The organism is Geodermatophilus sp. SYSU D00742 (genome assembly GCF_054049935.1).
The window spans coordinates 1-19,855 of the sequence record NZ_JBJGYJ010000006.1 but is presented as its reverse complement, the minus strand read 5'-3'; the positions used below and the strand labels follow the sequence as shown (position 1 = coordinate 19,855).

Annotated in this window: 21 protein-coding genes; 8 read left to right on the top strand and 13 right to left on the bottom strand. The window is 75.3% G+C overall.

The window, feature by feature from the left end:
• Positions 1-184: 184 nt before the first annotated feature.
• Both ACI78V_RS05810 and ACI78V_RS05805 read right to left on the bottom strand, forming a co-directional pair.
• Positions 185-766, bottom strand: a complete 582-nt coding sequence (locus ACI78V_RS05810; protein ID WP_456849815.1) for a histidine phosphatase family protein — start codon at positions 764-766, stop codon at positions 185-187.
• A gap of 207 nt (positions 767-973) precedes the next feature.
• Positions 974-1,465: an STAS domain-containing protein gene (locus ACI78V_RS05805; protein ID WP_456849813.1), complete on the bottom strand. Its 492-nt coding sequence runs from the start codon at positions 1,463-1,465 to the stop codon at positions 974-976.
• Between the two features lie 173 nt (positions 1,466-1,638).
• Here ACI78V_RS05805 and ACI78V_RS05800 point away from each other — a divergent pair, with 173 nt between their 5' ends.
• Both ACI78V_RS05800 and ACI78V_RS05795 read left to right on the top strand, forming a co-directional pair.
• Positions 1,639-2,793 (top strand): acyl-CoA dehydrogenase family protein, encoded by a 1,155-nt coding sequence (locus tag ACI78V_RS05800; RefSeq protein WP_456849811.1) that lies wholly within the window; start codon positions 1,639-1,641, stop codon positions 2,791-2,793.
• Positions 2,786-3,475: a PaaI family thioesterase gene (locus ACI78V_RS05795; RefSeq protein ID WP_456849809.1), complete on the top strand. Its 690-nt coding sequence runs from the start codon at positions 2,786-2,788 to the stop codon at positions 3,473-3,475. The genes ACI78V_RS05800 and ACI78V_RS05795 overlap by 8 nt, the downstream gene beginning before the upstream one ends.
• Here ACI78V_RS05795 and ACI78V_RS05790 read toward each other — a convergent pair.
• The 11 genes from ACI78V_RS05790 to ACI78V_RS05740 form a co-directional block, all read right to left on the bottom strand.
• Positions 3,472-4,590 carry an NAD-dependent epimerase/dehydratase family protein gene (locus ACI78V_RS05790; RefSeq protein WP_456849807.1) on the bottom strand — a complete coding sequence of 373 codons (1,119 nt, stop codon included), beginning with the start codon at positions 4,588-4,590 and terminating at the stop codon, positions 3,472-3,474. The genes ACI78V_RS05795 and ACI78V_RS05790 overlap by 4 nt on opposite strands.
• Positions 4,591-4,649: 59 nt before the next feature.
• The gene (locus tag ACI78V_RS05785; protein WP_456849805.1) at positions 4,650-5,990 is read right to left on the bottom strand and encodes an MFS transporter; all 1,341 of its coding nucleotides are present in this window, start codon (positions 5,988-5,990) and stop codon (positions 4,650-4,652) included.
• A 51-nt stretch (positions 5,991-6,041) separates the two neighbouring features.
• Complete coding sequence (locus ACI78V_RS05780) at positions 6,042-6,233, bottom strand: hypothetical protein (protein WP_456849803.1); 192 nt, start codon at positions 6,231-6,233, stop codon at positions 6,042-6,044.
• 144 nt (positions 6,234-6,377) lie between these two features.
• Positions 6,378-6,992 carry a helix-turn-helix domain-containing protein gene (locus tag ACI78V_RS05775; protein ID WP_456849801.1) on the bottom strand — a complete coding sequence of 205 codons (615 nt, stop codon included), beginning with the start codon at positions 6,990-6,992 and terminating at the stop codon, positions 6,378-6,380.
• Between the two features lie 128 nt (positions 6,993-7,120).
• Positions 7,121-8,119 (bottom strand): heme-dependent oxidative N-demethylase family protein, encoded by a 999-nt coding sequence (locus ACI78V_RS05770; protein WP_456849799.1) that lies wholly within the window; start codon positions 8,117-8,119, stop codon positions 7,121-7,123.
• Positions 8,116-9,060 carry a PDR/VanB family oxidoreductase gene (locus ACI78V_RS05765; RefSeq protein WP_456849797.1) on the bottom strand — a complete coding sequence of 315 codons (945 nt, stop codon included), beginning with the start codon at positions 9,058-9,060 and terminating at the stop codon, positions 8,116-8,118. Before ACI78V_RS05765 ends, ACI78V_RS05770 begins: the two co-directional genes overlap by 4 nt.
• Positions 9,057-9,590: a dimethylamine monooxygenase subunit DmmA family protein gene (locus ACI78V_RS05760; protein ID WP_456849795.1), complete on the bottom strand. Its 534-nt coding sequence runs from the start codon at positions 9,588-9,590 to the stop codon at positions 9,057-9,059. The genes ACI78V_RS05765 and ACI78V_RS05760 overlap by 4 nt, the downstream gene beginning before the upstream one ends.
• On the bottom strand, positions 9,587-10,579 hold the full coding sequence (locus tag ACI78V_RS05755; RefSeq protein WP_456849793.1) for a heme-dependent oxidative N-demethylase family protein: 993 nt from the start codon (positions 10,577-10,579) through the stop codon (positions 9,587-9,589). Before ACI78V_RS05755 ends, ACI78V_RS05760 begins: the two co-directional genes overlap by 4 nt.
• The gene (locus tag ACI78V_RS05750) at positions 10,576-11,562 is read right to left on the bottom strand and encodes a PDR/VanB family oxidoreductase (RefSeq protein ID WP_456849791.1); all 987 of its coding nucleotides are present in this window, start codon (positions 11,560-11,562) and stop codon (positions 10,576-10,578) included. The genes ACI78V_RS05755 and ACI78V_RS05750 overlap by 4 nt, the downstream gene beginning before the upstream one ends.
• Complete coding sequence (locus tag ACI78V_RS05745; RefSeq protein WP_456849789.1) at positions 11,559-12,098, bottom strand: dimethylamine monooxygenase subunit DmmA family protein; 540 nt, start codon at positions 12,096-12,098, stop codon at positions 11,559-11,561. Before ACI78V_RS05745 ends, ACI78V_RS05750 begins: the two co-directional genes overlap by 4 nt.
• Before the next feature lie 6 nt (positions 12,099-12,104).
• Positions 12,105-12,464 (bottom strand): cupin domain-containing protein, encoded by a 360-nt coding sequence (locus tag ACI78V_RS05740; RefSeq protein WP_456849788.1) that lies wholly within the window; start codon positions 12,462-12,464, stop codon positions 12,105-12,107.
• Between the two features lie 298 nt (positions 12,465-12,762).
• On the opposite strand from ACI78V_RS05740, the gene ACI78V_RS05735 reads away from it, so the two are divergent.
• The 6 genes from ACI78V_RS05735 (at position 12,763) to ACI78V_RS05710 (ending at position 19,820) form a co-directional block, all read left to right on the top strand.
• Entirely contained in the window at positions 12,763-14,115 is a 1,353-nt protein-coding gene (locus ACI78V_RS05735) for an ammonium transporter (RefSeq protein ID WP_456849786.1), read from the top strand.
• A 238-nt stretch (positions 14,116-14,353) separates the two neighbouring features.
• Complete coding sequence (gene glnT / locus ACI78V_RS05730) at positions 14,354-15,715, top strand: type III glutamate--ammonia ligase (protein ID WP_456849784.1); 1,362 nt, start codon at positions 14,354-14,356, stop codon at positions 15,713-15,715.
• 71 nt (positions 15,716-15,786) lie between these two features.
• On the top strand, positions 15,787-16,680 hold the full coding sequence (locus ACI78V_RS05725) for a hypothetical protein (protein ID WP_456849782.1): 894 nt from the start codon (positions 15,787-15,789) through the stop codon (positions 16,678-16,680).
• Positions 16,668-17,402, top strand: a complete 735-nt coding sequence (locus ACI78V_RS05720) for a GltB/FmdC/FwdC-like GXGXG domain-containing protein (RefSeq protein WP_456849780.1) — start codon at positions 16,668-16,670, stop codon at positions 17,400-17,402. The genes ACI78V_RS05725 and ACI78V_RS05720 overlap by 13 nt, the downstream gene beginning before the upstream one ends.
• A 10-nt stretch (positions 17,403-17,412) precedes the next feature.
• Complete coding sequence (locus tag ACI78V_RS05715) at positions 17,413-18,711, top strand: FMN-binding glutamate synthase family protein (protein ID WP_456849778.1); 1,299 nt, start codon at positions 17,413-17,415, stop codon at positions 18,709-18,711.
• Positions 18,708-19,820 (top strand): FAD-dependent oxidoreductase, encoded by a 1,113-nt coding sequence (locus ACI78V_RS05710; RefSeq protein WP_456849776.1) that lies wholly within the window; start codon positions 18,708-18,710, stop codon positions 19,818-19,820. The genes ACI78V_RS05715 and ACI78V_RS05710 overlap by 4 nt, the downstream gene beginning before the upstream one ends.
• Positions 19,821-19,855 lie beyond the last annotated feature (35 nt).

Sequence of the window (19,855 nt, the reverse complement as noted above, 5' to 3'; positions counted from 1 at the left end):
CGTGCGCGCGGCCGCACCGGTGCGCGCGGGCCCGACGACGTGTTCCGGGGGGTCCGAAGGACCCTGCCGTCGCAGCGTCGCGCCCGCGCACCGCCGCACCTGTGGTCACACCACTCGAGACGCGTCGGCCGGGGACGGATGACGGGCGCGGCTCCGCGCCGCGCGGGTGCCGCTGACGCCTGGGTCAGCGCAGGCCCCATCCGGTGAGCACCGGGCGGCGGTGCTCGTGGCCGAGGATCCCGTAGGAGCCGGCGGGCAGGGCGAACAGGCGGCCCGCCGCCGGGTCCAGGCCGAGCCACCGGGCGGTCAGCACCCGCAGGACGTGGCCGTGGGCGACGAGCATGACGTCGCCGTCGGACAGCACGGCCCGTGCCCGCTCCAGCACCCGGTCCACCCGTGCGCCGACGTCGGCCAGGGACTCACCCGGGGTGTCGCCGGCGACCGCGCCGTCCACCCAGATCGACCACTCGCGGCCCAGCTCCTCGCTGATCTCCGCCGTCGTCCGGCCCTCGTAGGCGCCGTAGTCGAGCTCGACGAGGTCCTCGTCGGTGCCGGTGGGGGTCAGCCCGGCCAGCTCGGCGGTCCGCCGGGCCCGCTGCCGGGGGCTCACCCAGACCTCGGCGAAGGTCCGGTGCCCGAGCCGGCCGGCCAGCCGGCGGGCCTGTTCCTCCCCCTCGGGGAGCAGCGGGAGGTCGGTCACCCCGGTGTGCTGGCCGCTGAGGCTCCACTCGGTCTGCCCGTGCCGGAGCACCACGATCTCGCCCATGGGGGCCTCCTGTCTCGGCGGTCGCATCGCGGAAGAGCAACCCCGGTCGTCCTCGCCGGCGCGGGGAGCGCCCCGACGGCACCCGGCCGGCGGAGCCCGCTTCCCCGGAGGGTCCATGACCACGGTCGCACCCGCTGACACGTCCGTCCTGGGCAGTGACCTACCCGTCCACCGGCACGCCGCGGCGGGCCACCGGGTCCCAGGGGGTCACCGCCAGCGGCGCAGCACCCCGACGCGGGCCCGCCGCCGGGCCGGCCGCTCCTCGCACCGTCGCGCCGGCCGCACCTGCCGGAGGGTGACGGCGCGGCGGGGGGCGGCGGGCTCGGCCGGTGGCGGGTGCGGGAGGTCGGTCGCGGCCGGCCGCACCGGGTCCTCGCCACCCAGTGGCCCGTCGAGCTCGAGCCGGTCGGCGAGCCCCGCGGTCCGCACCAGCCGCCGGGTGTCCGCGGGGGCGCCGACCACGCGGCACTGGCGGCCCGCGGGCGCCAGCGTGTCGGTGAAGACGGTGAGCGCGTGCAGTCCGGAGCAGTCCCGGAACCGCGTGCCGGCGACGTCGACCACGACCCGGCCGGTGCCGAACCGGGCGGCCTGCTGCAGGGCGGAGGTCAGCCGGCCCACGGTGGAGACCTCCGCGTCGCCGGTGACCCGGACGACGACCTGGTCGGGAGCGGGGACGAGGACGACCTGCAGGTGCGGCACGGGCTCTCCGGCGGGTTGTGCAGCGGCCGTCACGGGCTCGAACGGCTGCCGCCGACGGTAGTTCCGGCGGCCCGCCGCCACAACAGCGAGTGCTGGGGCAACTCCGCTGTGCGCTGGCGTGTCGCGCTGGACCCGCCGGGGCGGACCGGCGGGGGGCGCGGCAGCATGGCGGCGTGGACGCCGAGGACTTCAGGCAGGTCAGGGACGCCGTCCGGCAGCTGGTGCGGGACGTCGTGATCCCGCTCGAGGAGCGGATCGAGGAGGAGGACCGCATCCCCGACGAGCTGCGGGCGCGGGCTGCGGAGATGGGGCTGTTCGGGTACGCGCTGCCCGAGGAGTACGGCGGGCTCGGCGTGACCATGGCCGAGGACGTCGAGCTGGCCTTCGAGTTCGGCTACACGACGCCGGCGTTCCGGTCGCTGTTCGGCACCAACAACGGCATCGCCGGCCAGGTCGTGGCGAAGTTCGGCAGTGCGGCCCAGAAGGAGGCCTACCTCCCCCGGCTGGCCTCCGGGGAGCTCATCGGCTCCTTCGCCCTCACCGAGGCCGAGGCCGGGTCCGACCCCGCCGGACTGCGCACCACCGCCCGGCGCGACGGCGACCAGTGGGTGCTCAACGGCAGCAAGCGCTACATCACCAACGCCCCGCTGGCCGACCTGTTCGTCGTCTTCGCCCGCAGCGACCCCGCCGAGGAGGGCGGCCGCGGGATCTCCAGCTTCGTCGTCGACGCGCGGACGCCGGGGCTGACCGTCGGCCCGCACGACCGGAAGATGGGCCAGTCCGGCGCCTGGACCGCCGAGGTGTTCCTGGACGACGTCCGGGTCCCCGCCGACGCGCTGATCGGTGAGGAGGGCCGCGGCTACGCCAAGGCGCTCACCGTGCTCTCCCGCGGCCGGCTGCACATCGCCGCCCTCTGCGTCGGCATGGCCCAGCGGGTGCTGGACGAGTCCGTGGCCTACGCGGCCACCGCCCGGCAGGGCGGGGCGCCGATCGGGCGGTTCCAGCTGGTGCAGGCCCACCTCGCCGACATGCACGCCGAGCTGCTGGCCGGCCGGGCGATGGTGCGCGACGTCGCGGCCCGCTACGACACCGGCGAGGACACCGCGGTCGGGCCGTCGTCGGCGAAGCTCTTCTGCACCGAGATGGTCGGCCGCGCCGTCGACCGGGCGGTGCAGGTGCACGGCGGACTCGGGTACCTGCGCACCACCCCGGTGGAGCGGTTCTACCGCGACGCCCGGCTCTACCGGCTGTACGAGGGCACCAGCGAGGTGCAGCGGGTGATCATCGGCGGTGGGCTGCTCCGCGCCGCGGGCATGCCCCGTGGCTGAGCTGTCGCCGGCCGGGCGCTCCGCGCGCCGGGAGGTCGTCGGGGAGCTCGGGACGGCGCTGCGGGAGCTCGTCGACGCCGCCGTCCGCACCGAGGTGCCGGCCGAGGAGCTCGCCGCCGTCGCGGACGCCGCCCGCCGGCTCACCGCCCGGCTGCGGGCCCGGTCGCGTGGGCTGCACGAGGTGGCCTCCGTCGACGACCCGGAGCTGGGGGAGCGCTGGTACAGCCCGGTGTACGGACCGGGCAGCCCGGTCGCCCCACCGCTGGAGGCGACCGACACCCCCGACGGCCGCGCCACCGGTCGGGTCACCGTGGGCAAGGCGCACGAGGGCCCGCCCGGGCTGGTGCACGGCGGGGTGGTCGCGACCCTGCTCGACCACGTCCTCGCCCGCGCCGTGCGCGCCGCCGGGCGCGGCGGCCTCACCGCGACGCTCACCGTGCGCTACCGCCGTCCCGTGCCCCTGGGCGTCCCGCTGCTGGTGGCCGCGGAGGCGGGGGAGGCCGACGGCCGGAGGACCCCGGCGACCGCGCGGCTGGTCGCCGAGGACGCCCCGGACAGCGTGCTGGCCGAGGCCGAGGGCCTGTTCGTGGCGCTGCGGCCGGAGCGGGCGGCCGGTGTGTTCGCCCCGACCGGCCGGCCGATCGCCGCCTGGACCGCCCGCGAGGACCGGTCCGGCGACTAGTTCGCCCGGGGGCCCGGGGCGTTGGCCGGGTCGCCGGCGGGATCCCGCTCCGGGCCGCCGGCCGGGCGCAGCAGCGGCCCCGGCGCCCCCTCGCCGCGGCCCAGCGCGGCCACGAACTGGGTGAGCACGTCGTCGCCCTTGTGGAACGGCGCCCAGTCCAGCAGCTTGCGGGCCCGGGTGGTGTCCAGCGCCGGCGCCTGCGTGCCGAGGTCCAGCCAGCCGGGCTCGGTCGGCACCACGTGCGCGTGGAACGCCGCCGACAGTGCCGTCCGCAGCACCAGGGCCGGCACCGGCACCCGGATCGTGCCCAGCGCCCGGGCGATGTCGTCGGCGTCCATGACCGGCTCGGCGGCCACGTTGAACGGGCCGGGCGCACGGCGGTCCAGCACCCGGCCGAGCAGGTCGGCGACGTCGTCGGCGTGGACGAACGACACGTGCACCGACGGCAGCGGCAGGGGCAGCAGCCGGGCGACCGCACCGGGCACCAGGCGCGCGGCGCCGAACAGCAGCGGGCCGAGGAAGTAGCGGCCGATCTCGCTGCTGGCCGCCGGCTGGAGCACGAGGGTCGGCCGCACCACGGTCAGGGTGGTGTCCGCGCGCCGGCCCAGGAGCTCCCGCACCACGCGCTCGGCCTCGGACTTGTCCCGGCTGTACTGGGAGCTCGGGATGCCGGTGGTCGGCCAGTCCTCGGTGACCTTCTGCCCTCCGGAGCCGGCGGCGTAGGCCCCGAGGGAGGACATGTGCACGAACTGGGTCACCCCGGCCGCCGCGGCGGCCCGGGCCACCCGCCGGGTGCCCTCCACGTTCACCCGGTGCAGCCGCTCGGGTTGCCGGCCCGGCTGCAGCGCCCACGCCAGGTGCACCACCGCGTCGGCGCCCTCGAGGAACCGGGTCAGCACGTGCTCGCTGCGGGTCTCCCCGAGGTCGGCCGGGAACCACCGGACGCCGTCGTACGGCGCGCCGTCCGGCGGCCGGCGGCGGGCCAGCCCGCGCACCTCGGCCACACCGCTGCCCGGTGCGGTCAGCCGGCGCAGCAGCGCCGTCCCGACGTTGCCGGTGGCGCCGGTGACGGCGACCGTCAGGCCCTGGAGGTGGTCCCGGGTCAGTCGTTCCATACCGGGCGGCTACCCGCAGGACGGCCGGTGAACCCGGGCGCCGCGGGGGGCGGTCGGGACTACGCCGTCGCGACGTCCTCCAGGGCCCGGCCGCGCTGCTCGGGCAGCGCCCACGAGGCCGCGGCGGTGACCACGAAGAACGCGGCGAAGGTGCCGAACACCAGGCCGTTGCCGCCGGCGTCCAGCAGCGGCGGCACGCACAGCGGGGCGGCGATCGAGGCGATCCGGCCGAACCCCGCCGCGGCGCCGGCGCCGGTGCCGCGCAGCGCGGTGGGGTAGACCTCCGGCGTCACCGCGTAGACCGCCCCCCAGGCGCCGAGGTTGAAGAAGGACAGCACCATGCCGGTGACGAGCACCGCGGTGTCGCCGTCGGCCAGCGCGAACAGCCCGGCGCCCGCCGCGGAGCCGAGGAGGAACACCACCAGGGTCGGCCGGCGACCCCACCGCTCGATGAGCACCGCAGCGGCGGCGTACCCGGGCAGCTGGGCCAGGGTGATGAGCAGGGTGAAGCCGAAGGAGCGGACCAGCGAGAAGCCCGAGGCCACCAGCAGGGTGGGCAGCCAGATGAAGGCGCCGTAGTAGGCGAAGTTGATGCCGAACCACACCGTCCACAGCGCCGCCGTGCGGCCGCGGGTCCCCCGGACCCACAGTGCCCCGGGGCCGGGAGGGGACGCCGGCTCCGGCGTCGTCGACGGCACCGGCGGCACCCCGGCCGCGGACTCGAAGCGGCGCACCGCGGCCTCGGCCTCGTCGACCCGGCCGCGCAGCTCCAGGAAGCGCACCGACTCGGGCAGTCCCCGGCGCACCACGACGGCGTAGACCGCCGGGACGGCGCCCAGCGCCAGCGCCCACCGCCAGCCCGCGTCGCTGCGCGGGACGACGAAGTAGCCGATCAGCGCGGCGAGCAGCCAGCCGACCGCCCAGAACGCCTCCAGCGCCACGACCACCCGGCCACGCACCCGCGCCGGCGCGTACTCGCTGACCAGCGTGGAGGCCACCGGCAGCTCGGCGCCCAGGCCCAGACCGATGAGGAAGCGGAAGACCAGCAACGCCCCGACCGACCACGCCAGCGCGGCGGCGCCGGTGGCCAGGCCGAAGACCAGCAGGGTCAGCGCGAAGACCTGGCGGCGGCCGATCCGGTCGGCCAGCAGCCCGCCGAGGGTCGCGCCCAGCGCCATGCCGACGAAGCCGATCGAGCCGATCCACGACAGCTCCGTCGGGCTCAGGGACCACTGGACGGCGAGGGCGGCCATCACGAAGGAGATGAGGCCGACGTCCATCGCGTCCAGCGCCCAGCCGACGCCGGAGCCGACGACGAGGCGGCCGTGCTCGCGGGTGAACGGCAGCCGGTCCAGCCGCTGGGCGCGGGTGGTCGAGGTCGTCGTCGCGTCGGTGCTCATCGCGCCCGCCCTACCCCGCGCGCCTCCCGGTCACGCGGGGAGGAGGTGTGCTCAGCCGTCGCTGTCCTCACCGTCCGTGGCGTCCTCGACCTCACGCTCGGCGTCGTCGACGCCCTGCTCGACGTCCTGCTGGACGTCGTCGTCGACGACGTCGCTGCCGCAGCCGGCGGCGGTGACGGCGGCGATCGCGATGGTGAAGCCCGCGGCGGCGGTGCGCCAGCGGCGGCGGGTGGGTGCGGACACGGGGGCCTCCCGGGTGGGTCCGATGGGATCCCGGGGTGCCCGCTCGAGCCGAGGTTCATGCGGCCCGCCCGGTCAGGACGACGTCGCGGCCCGGTCCGGGGCACCGCCGCGAGCCTGCGACCACGGGGAGGACGGGGTCGGCTCTCAGACGACGTGCCCGTAGCCGGTGACCGTCAGGAACCGGATCGGCAGCTCGACCAGCTCGGCCGGCCCGTGCGGACCCTCGCCGTCGAACACGAGCGAGTCGCCGGGGTGCATCTCGTACCTGGCCTCGCCGTGCCCGTAGACCATGACCCCCTCCAGCATGTACAGGAACTCGGTGCCGGGGTGCTGGAACAGCGGGAAGACCTCGCTGGCCTCGGTGAGGGTGACCAGCAGCGGCTCGAGGCGCTTGTGCTCGCCGCGCAGTGACCCCAGCAGCTGGTACAGGTGGCCCACGTTGCTCCCGCGCCGGACGATCTGCGCGCCGTGCCCGGCGGGGGTGAACACCGCCTCGCGCTCGGCGTCCAGCCCGCGGAACAGTGCGGTGACCGGCACGGCCAACGCCTCGGCCAGCCGGGCCAGGCTGGACAGGCTGCACGAGGTCTGCGCGTTCTCGATCTTCGACAGCATCGCCTTGCTCATGCCGGTCAACCGCGCCAGCTCGGCCAGGGAGATGCCCTTGGCCAGGCGGAACTCCCGGACGCGGAGGGCGATGACGTCCTCGAGATGACCGCTCGGGGCCTCGTCGGGGGTACCGACGCCGTGGGGGACCTCCATCCGGCGAGCATAGGTCCGGGCGACGTCCACGCCGGGCCGGTCCACCCCGCGGGGGGCGGCCCCCGGCCCGGGTGGGTGGACGGTGTCCGGGGCGCCGCCGCGAGGCGCCGGGCGGGGCCCCGGCGCGGCTATGCCGCCGCCCGGGACGTCCGGGTGGCGTCGGTCAGCCACGCCACCGCCTCGGCCCGGTACGGGGCGATGCCCTTGTACTCGGCGATGTCGTCGGGCAGTTCGGCGACGATGGCGGCCAGCTGCTCGCCCCACTCCGGGATGGCGGCGATCGCCGAGAGCGGCGCCATGTAGGTGCGGATGTTGAACGTGAGCGTGCCGGTCAAGGGCAGCCGGGTCAGGTGCTCCAGCTCGATCCGCAGCTGCAGCCGGCCGTAGTCGCCGTCCCGGACCAGGTGCGGGATGTCGGTGTCCCAGTCGGGCTTGGTCTCCAGGCTGATGTCCCGGCGGGGCGAGCCGTGGGCGGAGAAGGTCCAGTTGACCCGGCGATAGGTCTGGTCCGACGTGAGGCTGCGCATGAAGCGCGTGGCCCGGCTCGTGACGCCCTCCTCGTTGAGCCGGGGAACGGGCCCGTGGATCTCGTCGAGGTGCATGCCGACGTCGAACTTCACCGACCACGCGGCCGCCCAGGTCACCAGCGCGGCGTCGAACCACAGCCGGCCGCCCCGGTCGCTGACCATCAGGATGTCGTCGGGCACCTGGCAGGCGATCCAGGTCAGCGGGTCGGTGGGCAGGGTGGCCGGGTCCCCCAGCACGAAGTCCTGCTCGATGCCGAGCAGGTCGTTGCGCCACGAGAACGCCCGGCGCGCGCCCCGGTGCTCCTCGAGGTGCATGGCGTCGGGCCGGGCGGACACCAGCTCGCGCAGCAGGTACAGCAGCATGTCCCAGCAGGCCGGCTCCATGTGGGGGAGGACCTGGCGCCGTCCGGGGTCCCGGGCCAGGATGTCCCGGCGCAGGAGCATCTGCTCCTGGTAGTCCTCGCCGAGGTCGACGACGTGTGCGCCCCAGTGGCCGGCGGGTGTCTCGACCCGTCGTCGGGCGGGCTCGACGTTGACCGCGTACCGGAAGGCACGCTCGCCGGGGGAGAAGGGCCAGGGCAGGCGGGACAGGTCGTTCACAGGTCGAGCTCCAGGACGGGGTCGGCCGCCCGCGAGACGCAGGCGAGCATGCTGGTGTGGGTCTGCCTGTCGGCGTCGTCGAGGACGAGGTCGCGGTGCTCCACGCGGCCGGCGACCACGGGGACGACGCACTGGCCGCAGACCCCCTGCCGGCACATGTGGGGCACCTCGACGCCGGCCTCGAGCGCGGCCTCGAGCAGGCTGGTGCCGCTCGGGACGGCCAGCCGGCGGCCGCTGCGGCGCAGCACGGCGGCGAAGGGCCGGCCCGGGGCCTGCTCGGGAGCCCGGAAGTGCTCCACGTGCACGCGGACCGGCGGCCAGCCGGCGTTCCGGGCCGTCTCGGTGAACAGGTCGAGGACGCCGGCCGGGCCGCAGGCGTAGGCGTGGGTGCCCCACGGCTGCCGGGTCAGCCGGTCGCGGAGGACGGCGGCGAGCGCGTCCCGTCCCTCCACCTCGACGAGGTCGTCGCCGGCCAGCTCGCGCACCCGTTCCAGGTGCGCCGCCGCGCCACGGCGGTAGCCGTAGACGACCTCGACCGGACGGCCCCAGAGCCGCGCTGCCTCGAGGTGCGACAGGATCGGCGTCACGCCGATCCCCGCCGCGACGAGCAGGGCCTTCCCCGACGCGAACTCGAGGGGGAACGTCGAGCGGGGTCCCTCGACGGTGAGCAGGTCCCCGGCGGACACCCTGTCGTGCAGCCACGCCGAGCCCTGGCCGTCACCGGTGCGCAGCACCGAGATGCGGTAGTCGGCCGGCTCGACGCCGGAGCCGGTGAGGGAGTAGGCGTTGCGTCTGCCGCCGGCGGTCACCACGAGGTGGCTGCCGGGCGTGTACCCGGTCAGCCGCCGGCCCCCGGGGTGCTCGAGGACGATCTGCCGGACGTCCGCGGTGAGCTGCTCGACCCGTGCGACCCGCAGCTGGACGGTGGCCCGAGCGCTCATCCGTGCCCTCCCGGCGCGGCGATCGCGGAGGCGAGGTAGCTGCCGCGGTGACCCGAGACGTGCTCGTGCACCTCCAGACGCCGCCGGCAACCCGGGCAGGTGACCTCGTCGCCGGCGGCTGCGGCCAGCCGGGACGTGGCCTCGCAGTGGACGCAGAAGACGCTGATCCGGTCGCGGCCGACGGCGAAGGCGGTGATCTCCTCCGGGACCAGTCCGAGGGAGCGCGCCTGCGCGGTCAGGAGGAGGACGTCGGCCTCGGGTCCGGCGACGGCCAGCCGGGATCCGACACGGAGCGTCCCGAGCCGCTGCTCCAGGTCATCGGCCCGGCCCGCCGCCCAGCCGTCGAGGAGCCACAGCTGCGCAGGCCGGCCGGCGTCCCCGGCCTGGCGCAGCCAGCCGTCGGCGACGTCCGCGGAGCCCGGGCCCAGCTGCACGACGAGGAACGACCGCCCGGTCAGGTCGAGGGGTGGGGGGGCGTCCGGCCACGTCGGGACGCTGGTCTGCCTGGCCGGGGGCAGCAGCGTCGTCACGTCGCGCTCCTCAGCCACTCGGCCGCGGCGTGCCGGTAGCGGGAGATGCCCTTGTAGTCGGCCATGTCCTGTGGCAGCTCCTCCAGGACGGCGGCGAGCCGGTCCCGCCAGGCCGGCACGAGGGCGATGTCGGCGAGGGGGAGGAGGTACGTGCGGATGAGGAACAGCACGGTGCCGGAGCTGGGCAGGCGCACCAGGTGCTGGACCTCGACCCGCAGGTGCAGGCGGGTGCCGAGGTCCTCCGACAGCACCAGCCGCCGGTCCGGGCCCCACTCGGGATAGGTCTCGGTCGCGGTGTCCAGCCGCCGGCCCACGGTCATCGTCCAGTTCGTGCGCCGGTAGGCCTCGCCGGGCTGCAGGCGCATGAGGAACCGGTGGGCCCGGTCGATCACCCCGGCCGGGTGGACGCGCGGGACCGGGCCGTGGATCTCCGGGAAGCTCATGCCGACGTCGAAGCGCATGGACCAGTCCGCGGCCGCGGTCACGACGCCGGCATCGGCCCACAGGGCCCCTTCACGCTGGTCGAGGAGGACCAGGTCGTCCTGCACCTGCGGCGCGACGAACCGCAGGGGGTCGGTGGGCAGCGTGGCGTCCTCGCCGAGGACGAACTCCTGCTCGACGTCCAGCAGCTCGTTGCGCCAGTGCCACGTGTCCCCGCCGCGGCGCTCGAGCCGGAAGGCGTCGGGACGGGCCCGCTGGAGCTCGCCCATCACGTAGAGCATCGCGTCCCAGGACGCCGGTCTCATGTGCGGCAGCTCCTGCCACCGCGACGGGTCCGCGGCCAGGACGGCCCGGCACTCGGCGCTGTCGGCCTCGTAGCAGTCGTCGACGTGCAGGACGTGCGCGCCCCAGCTGCCGGCCGCGGTCGGTGTGGGGGCGACCGCGGGTTCGACGTTGGTGCTGTACCGGTAGCGGTCGGTCGGGAAGGGGAAGGGGAACGCGGTGATGCGCTCGGGCAGCGCCCACACGCGCGGGTCGGTCGTGGTCACAGGTCGAGCTCCAGGGAGGGGCCGGTGCTGCGCGAGACGCAGCACATGACGCTGTCGGCAGCGGCCTTCTCCTCCTCGCTGAGGAAGAGGTCGCGGTGGAGGGGGCGGCCGGCGAGGACGGGCACGCGGCACTCGCCGCAGACCCCCTGCCGGCACAGGTTGGGCACGGGGACGCCGCCGCGTTCCAGGGCCTCGAGCAGGCTCACGCCGGAGGGGACGGCGATCCGTCGCCCGGAGCGGGCCAGCCGGACGTCGAAGGGGTCGCCGGGGTCCAGCGCGGCGGCGGAGAAGCGTTCGGTGTGCACCCGGTCCTCCGGCCAGCCGAGGCGCTCGGCGCGCTCCAGGACGAAGTCCAGCAGGGGGGTGGGCCCGCAGACGTAGAGGTGCGTGCCCAGTGGCGCCGAGCCCAGGGCGGACTCGATGCGGGGCAGGAACGTCGCGACGTCCGGGTGCTCCTCGAGCCGGGGGCCGGCCAACTCCCGCAGTTCGGCCAGGTGGGCACCGGCGCCCGGCCGGTACCCGTAGAGGAGGGTGAAGGAGCGCCGCCACCGCACCGCGGCGCGGGCGTGCGACAGCATGGGGGTCACGCCGATGCCGCCGGCGACGAGCAGGTGGTGGCGTGCGGTGGCGACCGGCGGGAAGGCGCTGCGGGGCGGGTCGGCGGCCACCGCGTCACCCACCTGCAGCTGGTGGACCCACCGGGAGCCACCGGTGCCGTCCGGGCACAGCAGGACGGAGATCGTGTACTCCTCCGGCGCCACCCCGGAGCCGGTGAGGGAGTAGGCGTTGCGGCGCTCGCCGCAGGCCAGCACGAGGTGGCTGCCCGGGGGGTACCCGGGCAGGGCGCTCCCGTCGCCGGCCACCAGGGTGACCGACCGGATCCCCGCCGCCGCCGCCCGGACGGCGGCCACGCGCAGCTCGAGCGGTCCCCGCCGGGCGGGTGCGCCGGCCGGCGCCCGGGCCGGCAGGGCCACGGCCGTCATGCCGTCGCCCCGAGCACGGCCACGGGGTCGGCGTCCTCGGCGTCGATCATGTACCCGAGGTAGGCGCCCATGCGCCGGGACACGTGGTGGTAGACGTGCAGGGTGCGGCCGCAGCCGCTGCACGTGCAGGTGCCGTCCACCGGTGCTGTCGTCTCCGTCTCGGTGTCGCAGTGGGCGCAGTGCACCCGTCGGAGGGGCACCCCGGTGACGAACGGGAGGATCTCGGCCGGGACGGCGCCCAGCGCCAGGACCCGGGCACGGGCCCGGAGGACGTCGGCCTCCGGGCCCGCCACGAGCAACCTCCAGCCGACGACGGCCTGCGCCGTCTCCGCCTCCAGCCACGGCAGCGCGTCCTCGCAGCCGGCGACCCGCAGGACGCTCACCGGGGTGCCGCTGCTGCGTGCCGTCGCCTCCCAGGAGGCGACGACGTCCTCCGCGTCAGGACCCAGCGCCAGCAGTGCCAGGCTGCGGGCACCGCTCGGCACGGCCGGGGGGACGGCGTCCCACCGGGGCACGCTGGTGTGCTCGATGCCCATGCCGGATCAGGGGGCGAACGACCGCTGACCGGTGTAGAAGCCCAGCGCGCGCTCGGGCGTCTCGAACCGGATGCGGGAGCCCTTGGGGAAGAAGAGCACGTCCTTGGGGCGTGCGACGACCTGCTCGCCGCTGTCGAGGTCGGTGAGGTGGAACTCCCCCTCGACGACGACCTTCATCTCGTCGTACGTGTAGGTGTACTCCAGCGGCTCGCCGGCCAGGAGCTCGAAGAACCCGGAGCACAGCTCCGAGCCCCCGGGGTTGGCGAACGTGTCGCCGATGAAGGCGTTGACGCCGGCGACCTCCATGCTCGGCAGTCCCTCGTACGTGCCGGTGGCGTGTCCGAAGACGATCGTGTCCATTGCCATGTGTCGGCCTCCTCGCGGCGGAACCGGTCGGGATGACGGCTCCTGTGGGTGGACGACATGTAACGGCAGTGGACGCAACGGTGGGTGTCCGCGCTGTAACAAGTCGGTGACCACCGGAAGGCGGCGGTGCCGGGCGCGCGCCGGTCCCGCGGGACGGGCCCGCGGGCCGGCCGCGGCACCGCGGAGGGGCGACGCGCCCGATGTCACCGGAACGTCACGTCAGGAGACCGCCACGGCAACACGTCGACCGTCTACTCCCCGGCGACAGCGACAACCCCCAGTAGACGAAAGGCGTGCCGTGGACGTCGGCAGCACTGCATTCATCCTGGCCGCAACGATGGCCGTCGCCCTCATGATCCCCGGACTGGCGCTCTTCTACGGCGGCATGGTGGGGTCCCGCGGGGTCCTCAACATGATCATGATGGTCTTCGGGGCCGTCGCGGTGGTCGGCGTCCTGTGGACGCTCTTCGGCTACTCCGCCGTGTTCGGGGACTCCTACGGAGGGGCGGGCCTGCTCGGTGACCTCACGACCTACGCGGGGCTCGGCGACTTCCTGGCCGAGGACCCGGAGGCCGCGCTGCCACCGGCGCTGGTCGCGGTCTTCCAGGCCCTCTTCATCACGATCACCACCGCACTGATCGCCGGAGCCGTCTCCGACCGGGTGCGCTTCGGGCCGTGGCTGGTCTTCGCAGGCCTCTGGGCGGCCCTGGTGTACATGCCCGTCGCGCACTGGGTCTTCGCGTTCGACGCCGCGGACGGGAGCACCGTGGGCGGCTGGATCGCCAACCGCCTGGGCGCGGTGGACTTCGCCGGCGGCACCGCCGTCCACGTCAACGCCGGTGTGGCCGCGCTGGCCCTGGTGCTCGTCGTGGGCAAGCGAGCCGGGTGGCCGCGTCAGGCCCGGCCGAACAGCCTGCCCTTCGTCGTGCTCGGCGCCGGGATCCTGTTCTTCGGCTGGTTCGGCTTCAACGGCGGCTCCGCGCTGGCGGCGGGCAACAGCGCCTCGGTGGTCATGCTGAACACCTTCAACGCCACCTGTGCCGCGCTGCTCGCCTGGCTGCTGGTCGAGCGGTTGCGGGACGGGCACGCGACCACGCTGGGGGCCATGTCCGGCGCGATCGCCGGGCTGGTCGCCATCACCCCCGCCTGCGGCGCGGTCACCCCGATGGGCGCCTTCGCCGTCGGTGCGGTCGCCGGCGCGGTCTGCCCGCTGGCCATCTCGCTGAAGTACCGCCTCGGCTACGACGACGCGCTCGACGTCGTCGGCGTGCACCTCGTGGGTGGCGTCATCGGCACGCTGCTCGTGGGGCTGCTCGGCTCGGCGGAGGCCCCCAGTGGCAGGGACGGGCTCCTCTACGGGGGTGGGCTGGGCCTGCTGGGCACCCAGGCGGTCGCCGTGGTCGCCGTGATCGGCTACTCGTTCGTGGTCACGTGGCTGATCGCCTCCGCGCTGCAGAAGACGATCGGCCTGCGGCTGTCGAAGGAGGCCGAGGTCGCCGGCATCGACCTCGACCAGCACGCCGAGGTCGCCTACGACCTCGAGGGCGGCGTGCAGACCCCCGGCGCCAAGCCGACCCCCGAGGCGGTCGTCGCCTCCGCGGAGCGGCTGGTCGCGAGCTCCGCGCCCCGCGAGGCCGGCACGGCCGGCTGACGCGTGCGCTCGACCCACCGGAGGCCGGTCCCGCGCCGCGGGGCCGGCCTCCGGTGTGTCGCTGACCGGTGCCGCCCGGGCCCGCCGTGGAGTCGCCGTGGAGCTGTGCTGCCACCGCGTCGCCCGCGTCGCCCGGCAACACAAAGACAGCGGCTCCGTAACCGTCGGGAAACGAGTGGACCGTTTACTCATGGGCGACAAGAGTTCACCACAGTGGACGCAACGCCAGGAGGCTCCCGTGTCGCTCACCGCCACCCGCCCCGAGGCACCGCCCGTGCCGAGGCCGGCCACCGCCGTCGAGTCCGATCTGGCCACCCGGGCCCGCGCCGACGGCATCGAGTTCGTCATGGCCCTGTTCGTCGACCTCACCGGCAAGCCGTGCGCCAAGCTCGTGCCCATCGAGGCGGTCGAGGAGCTGCAGGCCGAGGGCGTCGGGTTCGCCGGTTACGCGGTCGGCGCGATGGGTCAGCAGCCGCGGGACCCCGACCTCGTGGCGATCCCCGACCCGTCGTCCTACATGCCGGTCCCGTTCATCAGGCCCGGCCTGGCGATCGTCCACTGCGACCCGCACGTGGAGGGCCGGCCCTGGCCCTACGCGCCGCGGGTGGTGCTCAAGGCGCAGCTGGCCCGCGCGGCCGAGCTCGGCCTGGAGCTCAGGGTCGGCGCCGAGGTCGAGTACTTCCTCGTCGAGCGCGGCCCGGACGGCGCGCTGCGCCCGGCCGACCCCAAGGACACCGCGTCGCGGCCCTGCTACGACGCCCGTGACCTCACGCGCATGTACGACCACCTCACCGAGGTCTCCAAGGCGATCAACTCCCTGGGGTGGGGCAACTACGCCAACGACCACGAGGACGGCAACGGCCAGTTCGAGCAGAACTTCGCCTACGCCGACGCCCTGACCACCGCCGACCGGGTGGTCACCCTCCGGTACCTGCTCAGCGTGCTGGCCGAGCAGCGCGGGATGACGGCGACCTTCATGGGCAAGCCGTTCACCGACCGGACCGGCAGCGGCCTGCACATGCACCTGTCGCTGTGGCGCGACGGGCAGGCGGCCTTCCCCGACGCCGACGACCCGCGCGGGCTGGGCCTCTCCCCGCTGGCCTACTCGTTCGTCGCCGGCCTGCTCGAGCACGCGTGCGGGCTGCAGGCGGTGCTCGCCCCGACCGTCAACGCGTACAAGCGCACCGGGGCGAGCTCCACCCGGTCGGGGGCGACCTGGTCCCCGCGGACGGCGACCTACGGCGGCAACGACCGCACCCACCTGCTGCGGGTGCCCGACGGCAACCGGGTCGAGCTGCGCGGCGGCGACGGCTCGGCCAACCCCTACCTGGCCGCGGCCGCCGCGCTCGCCGCCGGGCTGGACGGCGTCCGCCGCGGGCTGGACCCGGGCGACCCCGGCGCCACCTGCAGCAGCCCCCTCCCGCCGACGCTGCTGCACGCGGTGGAGGCGATGGAGGCCGACCCGGTCGTCGCCGGCGCGCTCGACGCGGCCGGCCCGGGCGTGGCCGGCTACTTCGCCGACCTCAAGCGCGACGAGTTCTTCGAGTGGCACGGCCAGGTGACCCCCTGGGAGGTCGACCGCTACGTGACCGCCTTCTGACCCTCCCCGCGCCCGTCCGCGGAGGTGCACGGCACCTCCGACGCCCAGTACCGAGAGAGGAACGCCCACCCATGTGCGGGATCGTCGGGCTCCACCTGCGGGAGCCCTCCCTGTACCCCCGGCTCGGCGAGCTGCTGACCGGGATGCTGTGCCAGGTCACCGAGCGCGGCCCGGACTCCGCCGGTGTCGCCGTCTACGGCGACCCGCGCTGGTCCCCGCCGGGCCGGTCCACCGTCTCGCTGCTGGCCGGCGACCGGACGGCCGACGACGTCGCGACGGCGGTGCGCGCGGAACTGGCGGAGGCCGAGGTCGTCGACGCCGGCCAGACGCTGGTCGTGCACGCCGCGACCGACCCCACCACCCTGACCGCCGCCGTCCGGGAGGCGGTGCCGGGCGCCCTCGTCATCGGCGCCGGCGAGGAGGTCGCCGTCCTCAAGGGCGTGGGCTCCCCGCAGGCGCTGGCCGCCGCGTTCGGCCTCCCCGCGGCGCAGGGCTGGCAGGGCGTCGCGCACACCCGGATGGCGACCGAGTCGGCCGTCACCCCCGCGCACTGCCACCCGTTCTCCGTCGGCACCGACCAGTGCCTGGTGCACAACGGCTCGTTCGCCAACCACGCCACCATCCGGCGCGAGCTCAGGGCCGCCGGTGCGGTGTTCGACAGCGACAACGACTCCGAGGTCGGCGCCCGGTTCGTCGCCGCGCAGCTGGCCGCCGGGTACGACCTGTCGACGTCGCTGAAGCTGCTGTGCGAGCGGTTCGACGGCTTCTACACGCTGCTGGTGTCCACCAGGGACAGCTTCGCCGTCGTCCGCGACGCCATCGCCTGCAAGCCCGCGGTCGTCGCCGAGACCCCGCAGTGGGTCGCGATGGCCTCGGAGTACCGCGCCCTGGCCGGCCTGCCCGGCATCGACGACGCCCGCATCTTCGAGCCCGAGCCGGAAGAGGTCTACGCATGGCAGCGCTGAGCACGTCCCTCGACTTCGCCCCGGTGGAGCCGGCCGAGCCCGCCGTCGTCGACCTGTCGGTGACCAGCGTCCGCGAGCTCAACGCCGCGCTGCACGCCCGCGACGTCGCCGACAAGGCGCCGTCCTGGCGGGTCACGCACCCCGACGGCCGGCACAGCCTCGCCGTCGGCCTGGACGCCGACGTCGACGTCCGGATCGAGGGGCACGCCGGTTACTACTGCGCCGGGATGAACAAGTCCGCGACGGTGACCGTCGAGGGCAACGCCGGGGTCGGCGTCGCGGAGAACATGATGAGCGGCACCGTGCGGGTGCGCGGCAACGCCTCCCAGTCGGCCGGGGCCACCGCGCACGGCGGACTGCTCGTGGTCGAGGGATCCGCCGCGGCGCGCTGCGGCATCTCGATGAAGGGCGTGGACATCGTCGTCGGCGGCGACGTCGGCCACATGAGCGCCTTCATGGGTCAGGCCGGCCGGCTGGTGGTCTGCGGGGACGCCGGCGACGCGCTCGGCGACTCCCTCTACGAGGCCCGCATCTACGTGGCCGGCTCGGTCGCCTCGCTCGGTGCGGACTGCGTCGAGAAGGAGGTGCGCGAGGAGCACCTGGCCGAGCTCGCCGGCCTGCTCGCCGCCGCCGGTCTGGACGCCGACCCGCGGGACTTCCGCCGCTACGGCTCGGCCCGCCGCCTCTACAACTTCCACGTCGACAACGCCTCGGCGTACTGAGGAGCCCCACATGACGCTTCGTGAGTCGGCCACCTTCGACCGCGCCACCATCGCCGACATCCAGCGCGCCGCCGAGACCGGCATCTACGACATCCGCGGTGGCGGCGCCAAGCGCCGCGTCCCGCACTTCGACGACCTGCTCTTCCTCGGGGCGTCGATGTCGCGCTACCCGCTCGAGGGCTACCGCGAGCGGTGCGACACCGACGTCGTCCTCGGTGACCGCAACGCCACCTACCCGCTGCACCTGTCCACCCCGGTGACCATCGCCGGGATGAGCTTCGGCGCGCTCTCCGGCCGGGCGAAGGAGGCCCTCGGCCGTGGCGCCAGCGAGGTGGGGACGTCGACCACCACCGGGGACGGCGGGATGACCGAGGAGGAGCGCGGTCAGTCCAAGCACCTGGTCTACCAGTACCTGCCCTCGCGGTACGGCATGAACCCCGACCACCTGCGCATGGCCGACGCGATCGAGGTCGTGCTCGGGCAGGGCGCCAAGCCCGGCGGTGGCGGCATGCTGCTCGGCCAGAAGATCACCGAGCGGGTCGCCGGGATGCGCACCCTGCCCATCGGCGTCGACCAGCGCAGCGCCTGCCGGCACCCCGACTGGACCGGCCCCGACGACCTGGAGATCAAGATCCGGGAGCTGCGGGAGATCACCGACTGGGAGAAGCCGGTCTACGTCAAGATCGGCGCCAGCCGGACCTACTACGACGTGAAGCTGGCGGCCAAGGCCGGGGCCGACGTCATCGTGCTCGACGGCATGCAGGGCGGCACCGCCGCGACGCAGGACGTGTTCATCGAGCACGTCGGCATCCCGACGCTGGCCGCGCTGCCCCAGGCGGTGCAGGCGCTGCAGGAGGAGGGCCTGCACCGGCAGGTCCAGCTGGTGGTCTCCGGCGGCATCCGCAACGGCGCCGACCTCGCCAAGTGCATGGCCCTCGGTGCGGACGCCGTCGCGATCGGCACCGCCGCGCTCATCGCGCTCGGCGACAACTCCCCGCACCTGGACGAGGAGTACCGGGCGCTGGGCTCGGCGGCCGGCTTCTACGACGACTGGCAGGCCGGGCGCGACCCCGCCGGCATCACCACCCAGGACGACGAGCTGGCCCAGCGCCTGGACCCGGTCGTCGGCGGGCGGCGGCTGGCCAACTTCATCCGGGTGATGACGATGGAGGCCCAGATCATCGCCCGGGCCTGCGGCAAGGCCCACCTGCACTCGCTGGAGCCCGAGGACCTCGTCGCTCTCACCATCGAGGCCGCGGCCATGGCGCGGGTGCCGCTGGCCGGCACCTCGTGGGTCCCGGGCCGGTGAGGGACCTGCGGGTCGAGGTCGCGGTCGTCGGGGCCGGGCTGATGGGCGCCGCTGCCGCGTGGGAGCTGGCCCGCCGGGGGGTGTCGGTCGCGCTGGTCGAGGCGCTCGACCCCGGGCACCGGCGCGGCAGCTCGCACGGCACCTCGCGGATCATCCGGCGGGCCTACGCCGACCCGTTCTACGTGCGGCTGACCAGCCGGGCGTTCGACCGCTGGGCCGAGGCCGAGTCCGACCTCGGGGTCCCACTGCTGCAGACCACCGGCGGCCTCGACCACGGGGCGGCGCGCGACCCGGCCGGCCTGGCGGAGCTCATGCAGCGCGAGGGCGTGCGGCACGAGCTGCTCCCCGCCGCCGAGGCCGAGGCGCGCTGGCCGGGGATGCGCTTCGACGGGCCGGTGCTGTTCCACCCGGAGGCGGCGGTGCTCGACGCCGACGCCGCGGTCGCCGCGTGGGTGCGCCGGGTGGGGGAGCTCGGCGGGACGGTGCTCGGGCGGACCCGGGTCGTCGCCGTCGAGCCCCACGGGGACGGCGTCCTGGTGGGCACCGACGGACCGGCGGTCGTGGCCGACCGGGTGGTGCTCGCCGCCGGCCCGTGGCTGCCGGAGCTGGCGCGGTCGGTCGGCGTGCCGCTGGGGCTGCCGCCGCTGACGGTGACCCAGCAGCAGGTGTTCCACTTCCGGCGGCGGGACGCCTCCGTGGCCTGGCCGACGTTCGTGCACAAGGGGGAGCTCCAGCTGTTCGGGCTGCCCTCCGGCGCCGACGGTGGGCCCGAGCCGGCGTTCAAGGTCGCCCAGCACGACGGCGGCACGCCGACCACGGCGTCGGGCCGGGACGGCGTCGTCGACCCGGCGTCCCGGGAGCGCGTCGTCCGGTACGTGGCGGAGTCCCTGCCCGGCCTCGACCCCGAGCCGGTGGCCGAGGCCAGCTGCCTCTACACCGTGACCCCGACCGAGGACTTCCTGCTCGACCGGGCCGGCCCGGTGGTCGTCGTCTCGCCGTGCTCGGGCCACGGCGCGAAGTTCGCCGCCCTCGTCGGTGAGCTCGCCGCCGACCTGGCGATGGGGAGGGCCGGCGCCGAGCCCCGGTTCGCCCTCCCGGCCCTCGTCTGAGCGGAGGGGACCCGTCGGCGTCACGCCGACGGGTC